General features: G+C 59.7%; 12 protein-coding genes. 11 read left to right on the top strand and 1 reads right to left on the bottom strand.

Features of this window, described 5'->3' with window-relative positions; all coding sequences use genetic code 11:
- The first annotated feature begins 92 nt into the window (after positions 1-92).
- The 10 genes from KHO30_RS29795 to KHO30_RS29750 all read left to right on the top strand — a co-directional run bounded on the left by KHO30_RS29795 (position 93) and on the right by KHO30_RS29750 (position 9,862).
- Positions 93-638: an ATP synthase subunit I gene (locus tag KHO30_RS29795; protein WP_054038579.1), complete on the top strand. Its 546-nt coding sequence runs from the start codon at positions 93-95 to the stop codon at positions 636-638.
- A gap of 161 nt (positions 639-799) precedes the next feature.
- Positions 800-1,651 carry a F0F1 ATP synthase subunit A gene (atpB, locus tag KHO30_RS29790; RefSeq protein ID WP_054038577.1) on the top strand — a complete coding sequence of 284 codons (852 nt, stop codon included), beginning with the start codon at positions 800-802 and terminating at the stop codon, positions 1,649-1,651.
- A 93-nt stretch (positions 1,652-1,744) separates the two neighbouring features.
- The gene (atpE, locus tag KHO30_RS29785) at positions 1,745-2,014 is read left to right on the top strand and encodes a F0F1 ATP synthase subunit C (RefSeq protein ID WP_007180033.1); all 270 of its coding nucleotides are present in this window, start codon (positions 1,745-1,747) and stop codon (positions 2,012-2,014) included.
- A gap of 138 nt (positions 2,015-2,152) precedes the next feature.
- Positions 2,153-2,623, top strand: a complete 471-nt coding sequence (locus KHO30_RS29780; protein WP_054038575.1) for a F0F1 ATP synthase subunit B — start codon at positions 2,153-2,155, stop codon at positions 2,621-2,623.
- Between the two features lie 2 nt (positions 2,624-2,625).
- Positions 2,626-3,165, top strand: coding sequence for a F0F1 ATP synthase subunit delta (locus KHO30_RS29775; RefSeq protein WP_211703104.1), 540 nt, complete (start codon positions 2,626-2,628; stop codon positions 3,163-3,165).
- Positions 3,166-3,225: 60 nt separating this feature from the next.
- Positions 3,226-4,767, top strand: coding sequence for a F0F1 ATP synthase subunit alpha (atpA, locus tag KHO30_RS29770; protein ID WP_054038572.1), 1,542 nt, complete (start codon positions 3,226-3,228; stop codon positions 4,765-4,767).
- A gap of 91 nt (positions 4,768-4,858) precedes the next feature.
- Positions 4,859-5,743: a F0F1 ATP synthase subunit gamma gene (atpG, locus tag KHO30_RS29765; RefSeq protein ID WP_054038570.1), complete on the top strand. Its 885-nt coding sequence runs from the start codon at positions 4,859-4,861 to the stop codon at positions 5,741-5,743.
- Between the two features lie 102 nt (positions 5,744-5,845).
- Positions 5,846-7,240: a F0F1 ATP synthase subunit beta gene (atpD, locus tag KHO30_RS29760; protein WP_054038568.1), complete on the top strand. Its 1,395-nt coding sequence runs from the start codon at positions 5,846-5,848 to the stop codon at positions 7,238-7,240.
- 154 nt (positions 7,241-7,394) lie between these two features.
- A complete protein-coding gene (locus KHO30_RS29755) occupies positions 7,395-7,820 on the top strand; it encodes a F0F1 ATP synthase subunit epsilon (protein ID WP_012434800.1) in 426 nt (141 codons plus the stop codon).
- Positions 7,821-8,131: 311 nt separating this feature from the next.
- Positions 8,132-9,862, top strand: a complete 1,731-nt coding sequence (locus KHO30_RS29750) for an AMP-binding protein (protein WP_211703103.1) — start codon at positions 8,132-8,134, stop codon at positions 9,860-9,862.
- 847 nt (positions 9,863-10,709) lie between these two features.
- Here KHO30_RS29750 and KHO30_RS29745 read toward each other — a convergent pair.
- Positions 10,710-11,507 (bottom strand): transporter substrate-binding domain-containing protein, encoded by a 798-nt coding sequence (locus KHO30_RS29745; protein WP_211703102.1) that lies wholly within the window; start codon positions 11,505-11,507, stop codon positions 10,710-10,712.
- A gap of 218 nt (positions 11,508-11,725) precedes the next feature.
- On the opposite strand from KHO30_RS29745, the gene hemE reads away from it, so the two are divergent.
- Positions 11,726-12,826, top strand: coding sequence for a uroporphyrinogen decarboxylase (hemE, locus tag KHO30_RS29740; RefSeq protein ID WP_211703101.1), 1,101 nt, complete (start codon positions 11,726-11,728; stop codon positions 12,824-12,826).
- Positions 12,827-12,896 lie beyond the last annotated feature (70 nt).

The raw sequence follows: 12,896 nt of genomic DNA, 5'->3' as shown, positions 1-12,896 counted from the left end.
TATCGCTTACAATCGCCCGGATTTAATTGCACGGCAACCCCGTAAGCGCAGCGTAAGCTCGCGGGCTGGAACAAGACTTTCGGAACACTGCGATGGCGGTTAAAACGTCGAATCAAGCGCCGAAGAATGGGCGTGACGACCACCGCGCTGAACGCACCGTTTCCGTTGCGTCCACCGGTCAGCACGTTACAACTGACGATGCGTGGGATGTCGAGCAACAAGATAACAATATCGTTCCGCTCACGCGGGCTGAGGCTGAAAAGCTGTTTGGTCCGAATGTGAGTCGTCCATCGCGCGTCACGCCTTTCAAGGTCGTGGTGGCGCAAATGGTTTTGTCCCTGGGTGCTACGCTGGTGTGGTGGCTGTTCTACAAGCCGCCGGGCGCTGCTGCGCTGTCCGCGTTCCTGGGGGGAGCGATCTGCTGGGTGCCGGGCGCGTTGTTCGCGGCACGACTTAGAACGCTGAGCGGCGCCGAAACAGTGATGAGCTGGATGATCGGCGAAGCGCTCAAGATGGGGACAACGATCGCGATGTTTGTAGCCATCGCCTTCTGGTATCACGACGTACGCTGGGTGCCGCTGCTCGTGACTTACCTCATCGCGCTCAAGACATACTGGATCGCCCTCGCGTGGCGCTAAGGTAGGAGCAGAGAGTAGCAACACAAAATTCAGGCCGGCGCGCAGCGCTGGCGTAAGGAGTGCGGATATGACACGATCCGCACCCGGCGTGTTCCCGCAATAGAGAATTGCGGCGGGAACGGCCTAAGACGATTTTCGACAATTTGGGTGGCATTAACGATATGGCAGCTAGCGAAGGCACGCGCGCTCTGGATCCGTCCGAGTACATCGCGCACCACTTGCAGAACTTTTCCACCGCGCACCAGACGTCGATTTTCGACATTCACGTGTGGAATCTGGACACCCTTTTCTGGTCGATCGTTTGCGGTCTGGCCACGATCGCCATCCTGCATCTGGCGGCTCGTAAGGCAACGTCCGGTGTGCCGGGTCGTTTCCAGTGCGCGATCGAAATGCTGGTCGAGATGGTCGAAGATCAATCGAAGTCGATGATCCACGGCTCGCGTACCTTCATCGCACCGCTGGCACTGACCGTGTTCGTCTGGGTCGCGCTGATGAACTCGCTCGACTTCATCCCCGTCGACCTGCCGGGCCGCGTAATCGGCTGGCTGGGTTTGTCGGAAGCCATCCCCCACCATCGCATCGTGCCGACGGCCGACCTGAACGGTACGCTCGGTATCGCACTCGGCGTGTTCGCGCTGATGATTTACTACAACTTCAAGATCAAGGGCGCAGGCGGCTTCGTGCATGAACTGCTGTCGGCTCCGTTCGGCGCGCATCCGCTGCTGTGGATCCCGAACCTTGCATTGAACATCATCGAGTTCGTCGCAAAGACGGTTTCGCTCGGCATGCGGCTGTTCGGCAACATGTACGCGGGCGAGCTGTTGTTCCTGCTGATTGCTCTCCTCGGCAGCATGTGGGGTTTCGGCGCGGACGCGTCAGTGCTCGGCTTTATCGGCCACGTCATTGCAGGCACGGTCTGGGCGATCTTCCACATCCTGATCGTTCTGCTGCAAGCGTTCATTTTCATGATGCTGACGCTGGTGTACATCGGACAGGCACACGACAGCCACTAATCACGGCGTGTCGAACGACGAATTGTTTTAGTTTTGTTTTTATTAAATCCCAGTTCCAACCAGTTCTAAAAGACTTTTCACAAAGGAGTGATCATGCAAGCTTTCATCGCCAACATCCAGGGTCTGACCGCCATCGGTATCGGCATCATCATCGGCCTGGGTGCAATCGGCGCCTGTATCGGTATCGGCCTGATGGGTGGCAAGTACATCGAAGCATGTGCTCGTCAACCGGAACTGATGAACCCGCTGCAAACCAAGATGTTCCTGCTGGCTGGTCTGATCGATGCTGCGTTCCTGATTGGCGTTGGTGTGGCAATGCTGTTCGCGTTCGCGAACCCGCTGCTGTCGAAGCTGGCAGGCTGAGGTTCCTCGGAAGTTTGCGCCTGAGCTATAACTGGTAAAGGCGCAGGGCGGAACGGGCACTTGGGCGCTGATCGAATACAGAATCGATGAGCGCCTTGCCGTTTCACTTTCCGAACTAGCAACGTTTAAGGAAACACCGTGAATCTCAACGCAACCCTGTTTGCGCAAATGGTCGTGTTCCTGATCCTCGCGTGGTTCACGATGAAGTTCGTGTGGCCGCCGTTGATCAACGCCCTCGACGAGCGCTCAAAGAAGATTGCTGACGGTTTGTCTGCCGCTGAAAAGGGCAAGGCTGAACTCGAAGCCGCCCACAAGCGCGTCGACCAGGAACTGGCTCAGGCCCGCAACGACGGTCAGCAACGTATTGCTGACGCAGAAAAGCGCGCAGTGACAGTCGCCGACGAAATCAAGGCTCAAGCACAAGCTGAAGCCGCTCGCATCATCGCGCAAGCGAAGGCCGACGCGGAACAGCAAGTCGTGAAAGCCCGCGAAACGCTGCGCGGCGAAGTTGCTGCACTGGCAGTGAAGGGCGCTGAACAGATCCTGAAGCGCGAAGTCGACCAGGCAGCTCACGCTGACCTGCTGAATCAACTGAAAGCCGAGCTCTGATCATGGCCGAACTTGCAACCATCGCCCGTCCGTACGCAGAAGCGCTGTTTGGCGTGGCCGAAGCTGGTGACATCGCCGCCTGGTCCACGCTCGTGCAGGAGCTGGCACAGGTTGCGCGTCTGCCCGAAGTGCTGTCGATCGCCTCGAGCCCGAAAGTGAGCCGCGCACAGGTCAGCGATCTGCTGCTGTCCGCGGTCAAGTCGCCGCTCAAGGACAATGTGCAAGCGAAGAATCTGGTGCAAATGCTGGTCGATAACCATCGCCTGCAATTGCTGCCGGAAATCGCCACGCAGTTCGAAGAGTTGAAGAACGCCCGCGAAGGGGCGGCAGATGTGCTGATCGTCAGCGCATTCCCGCTCGAAGGCGCGCAGTTGAACGAACTCGTCGCAGGTCTCGAACGCAAATTCAAGCGCAAGCTGAAGCCGACGGTCGAAGTCGACTCGTCGCTCATCGGCGGCGTGCGCGTGACGGTCGGTGACGAAGTGCTCGATACCTCGGTCCGCGCGCGGCTTGCCAGCATGCAGACGGCTCTGACGGCCTGAAGCGCTTCGTAAGCGCTGAAGCGGCTGGCACGCAACAGAATTGACTATCAGGAGCGAATAATGCAACTCAATCCCTCTGAGATCAGCGAGCTGATCAAGAGCAGGATCCAGGGCCTTGAAGCGAGCGCAGACGTTCGCAACCAGGGCACCGTGATCTCCGTGACCGACGGTATCGTGCGTATCCACGGCCTGTCGGAAGTGATGCAGGGCGAAATGCTCGAATTCCCGGGCAACACCTTCGGTCTCGCACTGAACCTCGAGCGCGACTCGGTCGGCGCCGTGATTCTGGGTGAGTACGAACACATTTCGGAAGGCGACATCGTCAAGACGACGGGCCGCATTCTCGAAGTGCCGGTGGGTCCGGAGCTGCTCGGCCGCGTGGTCGATGCACTCGGCAACCCGATCGACGGCAAGGGCCCGATCAACGCGAAGAAAACCGACGCAATCGAAAAGATCGCTCCGGGCGTGATCTGGCGTAAGTCGGTTTCGGAACCGGTTCAAACCGGTCTGAAGTCGATCGACGCGATGGTGCCGGTTGGCCGTGGCCAGCGTGAGCTGATCATCGGTGACCGCCAGTGCGGCAAGACCGCAGTCGCAGTCGACGCGATCATCAACCAGAAGGGCAAGAACCTCTTCTGTATCTACGTCGCGATCGGCCAGAAAGCTTCGTCGATCATGAACGTGGTGCGCAAGCTGGAAGAAACCGGCGCGCTGGAATACACGATCGTCGTGGCCGCTTCGGCTTCGGAATCGGCTGCGATGCAGTACCTCGCACCGTACGCCGGCTGCACGATGGGCGAATACTTCCGCGACCGCGGTCAAGACGCCCTGATCGTTTATGACGATTTGACCAAGCAAGCCTGGGCATACCGCCAGATCTCGCTGCTGCTGCGCCGCCCGCCGGGCCGTGAAGCTTACCCGGGTGACGTGTTCTATCTGCACTCGCGTCTGCTGGAACGTGCTGCTCGCGTCTCGGAAGAGTACGTCGAGAAGTTCACGAACGGCGAAGTGAAGGGCAAGAGCGGTTCGCTGACGGCGCTGCCGGTCATTGAAACGCAAGCAGGCGACGTGACCGCATTCGTTCCGACGAACGTGATCTCGATCACCGACGGCCAGATCTTCCTGGAAACCGACCTCTTCAACGCAGGTATCCGCCCGGCAATTAACGCCGGTGTGTCGGTCTCGCGCGTGGGTGGTGCGGCTCAAACCAAGGTCGTGAAGAAGCTGTCGGGCGGTATCCGTACCGACCTCGCGCAGTACCGTGAACTCGCAGCGTTTGCGCAGTTCGCATCGGACCTCGACGAAGCAACCCGCAAGCAGCTGGAGCGCGGCCGCCGCGTGACGGAACTGCTGAAGCAGCCGCAGTATCAGCCGCTGCAAGTGTGGGAACTGGCTGTCGCGCTGTTCGCTGCGAACAACGGTTACCTCGACGACCTCGAAGTCGCGCAAGTGCTGCCGTTCGAAAAGGGCCTGCGCGATTACCTGAAGTCGAAGCACGCTGACCTGATCAAGCGCATCGAAGATACCAAGGAACTCTCGAAGGACGACGAAGCCCTGCTGCATACGGCTCTCAAAGACTTCAAGAAGTCCGGCGCTTATTGATCCGCGAATGATCCGCAAGGCATAAACGGACCTTGAAGCGGCGCGGGCCGCAGGCAACTGAACCCGCGCTGCTTCGATCAAGGAGCAAGCAATGGCTGGAATGAAGGAAATTCGCGGCAAGATCAAGAGCGTGCAAAACACGCGCAAGATCACGAAAGCGATGGAGATGGTGGCCGCATCGAAGATGCGCCGCGCTCAGGAGCGCATGCGCGCTGCTCGCCCGTATGCCGATAAGGTCCGAGATATCGCTGCGCACATGAGCCGTGCGAACCCGGAGTATCGTCACCCGTTCATGGTGTCGAACGAAGGCGCGAAAGCGGCCGGCATCATCCTCGTCACGACCGATAAAGGTCTGTGCGGCGGGATGAACACCAACGTGCTGCGTGCGTCGCTGCAGAAGTTCAAGGAACTGGAAGGCCAGGGCAAGACGATCGAAGCGACTGCGATCGGTACCAAGGGTCTGGGTTTCCTGAATCGTCTGCGCGCCAAGGTGGTGTCGAATGTCGTGCATCTGGGCGACACGCCGCACTTGGAAAAACTGATCGGCGCGGTGAAGGTGCAGCTCGACCTGTACTCGGAAGGCAAGGTTTCGGCGGTGTACCTCGCGTACACGCGCTTCGTCAATACGATGAAGCAGGAGCCGGTGATCGAGCAACTGCTGCCGCTGTCGGCAGACCAGTTCGAGCGCAAGGACGAAGACGGCACGACGCCGAGCACGCAGTGGGACTACATCTACGAGCCGGATGCACAGGCAGTGGTGGACGAACTGCTGGTGCGTTATGTCGAAGCGCTGGTCTATCAGGCCGTCGCGGAAAACATGGCATCGGAGCAGTCGGCACGGATGGTCGCAATGAAGGCCGCTTCGGACAATGCGAAGACGGTCATCAACGAACTGCAGCTCGTGTACAACAAGAGCCGTCAGGCCGCGATCACGAAAGAACTGTCGGAAATCGTCGGTGGCGCGGCGGCAGTCTGACCATAAAGGTCAGGTACGCCGCTTCGTGTGCGCCCTTCGCGGCGCACCCACCGAAACTGCGCCTTTGCGCGAGTGAAGAATTGAGTATCTAAAGGAAAAGCGATGAGTACTACTGCTTTGGTAGAAGGCAAGATCGTACAGTGCATCGGCGCGGTGATCGACGTGGAATTCCCGCGTGACCACATGCCGAAGATTTACGACGCGCTCATTCTCGACGGTTCGGAACTGACCCTCGAAGTCCAGCAACAGCTGGGCGACGGCGTCGTCCGCACCATCTGTCTGGGTGCCTCGGACGGTCTGCGCCGTGGTACGACGGTGAAGAACACCGGCAAGCCGATCAGCGTGCCGGTTGGCAAGCCGACCCTCGGCCGGATCATGGACGTGCTGGGTCGCCCGATCGACGAAGCCGGCCCGATCAACTCGGACGTGGTTCGCGGTATTCACCAGAAGGCTCCGGCGTTCGACGAACTGTCGCCGTCGACGGAACTGCTCGAAACCGGCATCAAGGTTATCGACCTGATCTGCCCGTTCGCCAAGGGCGGTAAGGTTGGCCTGTTCGGTGGCGCCGGTGTGGGCAAGACCGTGAACATGATGGAACTGATCAACAACATCGCTAAGGAACACGGTGGTTACTCCGTGTTCGCCGGTGTTGGCGAGCGTACCCGCGAAGGGAACGACTTCTATCACGAAATGAAGGACTCGAACGTTCTCGACAAGGTCGCGCTGGTGTACGGCCAGATGAACGAGCCGCCGGGCAACCGTCTGCGCGTCGCGCTGACCGGTCTGACGATGGCTGAGCACTTCCGTGACGAAGGCCTCGACGTGCTGTTCTTCGTCGACAACATCTACCGTTTCACGCTGGCAGGCACGGAAGTGTCGGCACTGCTCGGCCGTATGCCGTCGGCAGTGGGCTATCAGCCGACGCTGGCTGAAGAAATGGGTAAGCTGCAAGAGCGTATTACGTCGACCAAGACCGGCTCGATCACGTCGGTTCAGGCCGTGTACGTCCCTGCGGATGACTTGACCGACCCGTCGCCGGCTACGACTTTCGGCCACCTGGACGCAACCGTCGTGTTGTCGCGTGACATCGCTTCGCTGGGTATCTACCCGGCAGTGGACCCGCTCGATTCGACCTCGCGTCAGATCGACCCGAACGTGATCGGCGAAGAGCACTACGCAATCACGCGCGGCGTGCAGCAAACGCTGCAGCGCTACAAGGAATTGCGCGACATTATCGCGATTCTGGGTATGGACGAACTGGCGCCGGAAGACAAGCTCGCCGTGGCGCGCGCTCGTAAGATCCAGCGTTTCCTGTCGCAGCCGTTCCACGTCGCTGAAGTGTTCACGGGTTCGCCGGGCAAGTACGTGCCGCTGAAGGAAACCATTCGTGGCTTCAAGATGATCGTTGAAGGCGAGTGCGACCATCTGCCGGAACAAGCGTTCTACATGGTCGGCACGATCGACGAAGCCTTCGAAAAGGCCAAGAAGATCCAGTAAAGGTCGGGTGTAACGAAGCGGGCGCCGCTCGCGCGTAGCGATACCCAAGCAGTATTGGAACGTAGAACCGGCGCCTCTTACTACACTCAATCCAGCCTTGCATGGGACCCGAGTAAGCGCCAAAGCGCTAATTTGGGTCGCCACAGGAGTCGATATGGCAACCATTAAAGTAGACGTCGTCAGCGCGGAAGAGCAGATCTTCTCGGGCCAGGCGAAGTTCGTCGCGCTGCCGGGCGAAGCAGGTGAGCTCGGCATTCTGCCGGGCCACACGCCGCTCATCACGCGGATTCGTCCGGGTGCAGTGCGCATCGAAGCTGAAAACGGCGAAGAAGAGTTTGTGTTCGTCGCCGGCGGTATCCTCGAAATCCAGCCTGGCGCTGTGACGGTTCTCGCCGACACGGCGATCCGCGGTAAGGATCTCGACGAAGCCAAGGCCGAAGATGCACGCAAGCGCGCAGAAGAAGCGCTGCAGAACACGGGTTCGAACCTCGAATACGCCACCGCGCAAGCGGAACTGGCGTACGCGACGGCTCAGCTCGCTGCGATCCAGCGTCTGCGCAAGCTGCGCGGTCAGAATTAAGCATCACGTATCAGAGAGAAAGCAGCCCTTGCGGCTGCTTTTTTTTGACCTTAACTTGACGTTTACGGAAAGGTAAGAGAAATTCGGTTTTTGTTCTTAACGCTCACGGCCCGCTGTCCGCAACTCGTGGCAGTGGCCGCGCTGCGTAAGCCGACAGGCGACGCGACGTGTGCTATTAGCACAGGCTCCAGCCATGGCAGAAAGTGCGCTGCGGGTAAGACTTGATGCCGTACGGACACACGCCGGTGGCACAATCGATTTCAATTTCATTTCAATAGACTGGGCGAGCTTCTGCTCACGGAGACAACACCATGGCAACTCACATGTCAGGCGAAGGCGCACTCATCGAACCCAAAGACAATCTGTCGTATGTTCGCGGGTCGACCGAGATTCCGTTGAGCGAAGCCCCGGTAGGCCAGTTTCTGCGCGACACTGCGGCGCGTTTCCCTGAGCGCCCAGCCGTGGTGTTTCGTGAGCAGGGAATCAGCTGGACATGGAAGGAGTTCGCCGAGGAAATCGACGTGCTGGCGGCCGGTCTTCTCGCACTCGGCATCGAGAAGGGCGACCGCGTCGGCATCTGGTCGCCGAACCGGGTGGAATGGCTGCTTACCCAGTTCGCTACGGCACGCATCGGCGCCGTGCTCGTCAATATCAACCCGGCTTACCGGCTCGCGGAACTCGAGTACGCCTTGAACAAGGTGGGCTGCAAGGCGATCATCGCCGCAGAGCGTTTCAAGGCGTCGATGTACCTCGAGATGCTGCAGGAGCTCGCACCGGAACTGGCGACCCAGACGCCGGGCGAACTGCGCGCCGCGCGCTTGCCCGATCTGCGCTACGTGATCCGTATGTGCGACACGGAAACGCCCGGCATGCTGAGCTTCTCGGACGTGATCGAGCAGGGCCGCGCAACACTCGACATCGCCAGGCTCGACGCCATCGGTGCGACACTCTCCTCGCACGACCCGATCAACATTCAGTTCACCAGCGGCACGACAGGCAATCCGAAGGGCGCGACGCTTACCCACAGGAACGTCGTCAACAACGCGCGCTATATCGCGATGGCAATGCGTTTATCGGAGCAGGACGGCCTGTGCATTCCCGTCCCGCTCTATCACTGCTTCGGCATGGTGCTGGCGGTGCTGGCCTGCGTATCGGTCGGCGCGAATATGGTGTTCCCGGGTGAGGGCTTCGATCCAGCCGCCACGCTGGCGGCAGTCGCCGAAGAGCAGTGCACCGCACTGCACGGGGTGCCGACCATGTTCATCGCCGAACTCGATCATCCGAGCTTCGCCACTTATGACTTCTCGCGCCTGCGCACCGGAATCATGGCTGGTTCGCCGTGCCCGATCGAGACGATGAAGAAGGTCGTCTCGAAGATGCATCTGAACGAGATCACGATCGCATACGGCATGACCGAGACCAGCCCTGTGTCCTTCCAGAGTTCGACCACCGATCCGCTCGACAAACGCACCACGACGGTCGGCCGTATCCAGCCGCATCTGGAGGTGAAGATCGTCGACCCGCTCGGCGCGATCGTGCCGGTCGGTGAGACGGGCGAACTGTGCACCAAGGGCTATTCGGTGATGCAGGGTTATTGGGGGGACGAAGCGAAGACGCGGGAAAGCATCGTCGACGGCTGGATGCATACCGGCGACCTGGCGACGATCGATGCCGAAGGCTATTGCAACATCGTCGGCCGCCTGAAGGACATGCTGATTCGCGGCGGTGAAAACATCTACCCGCGCGAGATCGAAGAGTTTTTGTTCCGCCACCCGAAAATCCAGAGCGTGCAGGTCTTCGGCGTGCCGGATGCAAAGTACGGCGAGGAAGTGTGTGCGTGGATCGTATTGCGCTCAGGGGAGCAGGCCACAGCTGAGGAAATCCAGCAGTTCTGCCAGGGCCAGATCGCACACTACAAGGTGCCGAAGTACATCCGCTTCGTCGACGAATTGCCAATGACGGTGACCGGCAAGGTGCAGAAATTCGTCATGCGCGAACGGATGATCAGCGAATTGAAGATTCAGGCAGACAAGACAGCCTGATGGCGAAGCGGGTTCGGCGCTGCGCGATTTTTCGCGCAGCGCCGGCCGGCATATTGGGGAAAACCGTTTGCCATCGAATGAACCCGTGGGCCGAAAATCGACCCGTCGGGAAGCTCGCAAACGTTTAACCAGACGAAAAAAAAGCGGGCCTGGAGCCCGCTAAAAACCACACGCTACGGGGTTAGCGCGAGGAGACCAAAGATGGAACCAACTGAGACGACGACCCTGCGTCGACTACGGCCCCAGCAGGGATGCCCCTTCACAGGGCTTCGGCAAACGCCGACCGGCAAGTGCATCGTATCCGCTCACACCACGCACCCAGCCACATCCGTGTTGAAACCGTTGAGGGCATTGTGGGCGAATTAACCTACGAGCGCGGTAACAAAGTGTTTCAGGTTGTAACGCCCGCCAGATAAGGCGCTGCGGGACTTATTTCCAATCCGAAACGTTTTAAACGTAATTTTTACCGATGACTGTTACGCAATTTCATACGCTTGATTGATGCTATTCGCGACGCATACTGCGGCGTAATCCGTTCAGTCGATTCCGCATGAAATAGTTGCATGCGCATCTTTTTCTGGACGGATCGGCTGTATTACAGGCGCTTTTCCAGCGTTACGAACTCCCTCGATTCCTGGATGAACACGTGCGCTGCGCTGCAACACCCCGCGCTCGGGTAACCGACATGTAAGCAGCCGGTTCGTTGGACCCTTGTTCAACCGCATTGTTCGAGTTTTGCGTAGTACCTTGGGGTCTGGTTACATGATTGTGCCGGCCATGCGGACCTATTAATCAATCGAACTACTTCGCTTTTCCGATTGAGCGGGACGCAGCCGGCCCGTGCAACTTACTTCAGCCACTTATCCGAGATCGCCTGATATTCGCCGGTCGCTCGCGCAAGGTGCAACCACTGATCCACGTATTGCTGGAACGCCGCATCGCCGCGCGGTAGCAGCCACGCCTTCTCGCCATACTGGAAAGGCTTGTCCGGATGCACCGAGCAAAGGCCCGGATTCAGCTTTTGTTGCAGCAAGGTCTCCGACGCATCGGTCACCATCACGTCGGCCTTGCCGGCGAGGATCTGCTTGAAGATCGTTACGTTGTCCGGATAGACAGTCAGGTTCGCATGCGGGAAATACTGCTTGGCGAAACGCTCGTTGGTGCCGCCCGGATTGACGATCACCCGAGTTGCCGGCTGGTCGATCTGCGCCACCGTTTGATACTTGTTGACGTCGTCACACCGGACGATCGGCGTCTTGCCGTCAATCATGTACGCCTGCGTGAAAAACGCGCGCTTCTGGCGCTCGAGCGTCGGCGAAACGCCGCCCACGCCGACGTCGCATTTCGCCACGAAGTCGTTCATCAGGTTCGACCAGGACGTCTTGACGAATTCTGTCTTCACGCCGAGCGATTTGGCGAGCGACTCGGTCATGTCGATATCGATACCTTCGAACTGGCCGTCTGCCTTGTAGAACGAGTACGGCTTGTAATCGCCGGTCGTACAGGCGCGCAGCGTGCCGCGCGCGAGGATTTCGTCAAGCCGCGAGGGCGCCGCGGCGGTGGCAGCGGTCTGCGCCCGAGCCACGCCTGCATGCACCAAAACACCGGTCAAAACGCCGAGCAGTGCGAGTGCTGCCTTGTTCATCGAGTCTCCTTGGTTGCGCGTAATTGTTTGGTAAGGCCGTCGGATGATAGCCCGGCAATTCACGCTTGAACATTGGCCGTTCAGCTGAGTCATGGCGCCGCACCGGGCAGCAAAATAGCCGGCCGCAAACAAGGTGCGCCACAGTTATTGCCCGCATCAAGCGCGATGCGGGCAGCCGGGTCCGGTAAAATGCTCCTTTGCCTTCAGTCGTACGCAACGTGGCCCATAAACTCCTGAACGACACTTTCCTGCGCGCGCTGCTGCGCCAGCCGACCGACTACACGCCGATCTGGCTGATGCGGCAGGCTGGCCGCTACCTGCCGGAATACAACGCCACGCGGGGTCGCGCGGGCAGTTTCCTCGGTCTGGCGAAGAACCCGGCGTACGCAACGGAAGTCACGCTGCAGCCGCTCGAGCGCTATCCGCTCGACGCCGCGATCCTGTTCTCCGATATCCTCACCGTGCCTGACGCCATGGGCCTGGGTCTCGAGTTCGTCGCCGGCGAAGGCCCGAAATTCGTTCGCCCGGTACGTACGGAAGACGATGTGGCGCGCCTCGCCGTCCCCGATATCGACGCCACGCTGCGCTACGTGACCGACGCCGTGCGCGAAATCCGCACCGCGCTGACCGACGCGCAAGGCCGTCAGCGCGTGCCGCTGATCGGCTTTTCGGGCAGCCCGTGGACACTGGCGTGCTACATGGTGGAAGGCGGCGGTTCAGCGGACTTCCGCACCGTCAAATCGATGCTGTACGCGCGTCCGGACCTGATGCACCGCATTCTCGACGTCAACGCGAAGTCGGTTGCGGCGTACCTGAATGCGCAGATCGAAGCCGGCGCCCAAGCTGTGATGATCTTCGACACATGGGGTGGGGCGCTCGCTGACGGCATCTACCAACGCTTCTCGTTGCAGTACATCCGGCAGGTCGTGAGCCAGCTGAAGCGCGATCATGACGGAGAAAAAGTGCCGGTGATCACCTTCACGAAGGGCGGCGGGTTGTGGCTCGACGAGATCGCCGATATCGGTGTGGATGCGGTGGGTCTCGATTGGACCGTGAACCTGAGCAAGGCGCGCGAGCGCGTAGGTAGCAAGGTGGCGCTGCAAGGCAATATCGATCCTTCGGTGCTGTTTGCGCCGCCGGCCGCAATCCGCATGGAAGCGCGCGCGGTGCTCGACAGCTTCGGTAATCATCCCGGCCACGTTTTCAATCTCGGCCACGGCATTTCGCAGTTCACGCCGCCGGAGAATGTTGCTGAACTCGTGGATGAAGTCCATCGTCATAGCCGGGCGATTCGCAGCGGCGCGCATGCACCAAGCTGACGCCGAAAACGTTGCCATTTTTGTTGCAATGCAGCGAACTGGGCTCTCGCTCTAAGGGAATATTTGTAGT

Origin of the sequence: Paraburkholderia aspalathi (genome assembly GCF_905220735.1) — a bacterium.
Lineage (GTDB): Bacteria > Pseudomonadota > Gammaproteobacteria > Burkholderiales > Burkholderiaceae > Paraburkholderia > Paraburkholderia aspalathi.
Note: the sequence above shows the minus strand (reverse complement) of the source record. Positions and strands in the feature narration are given on the sequence as shown.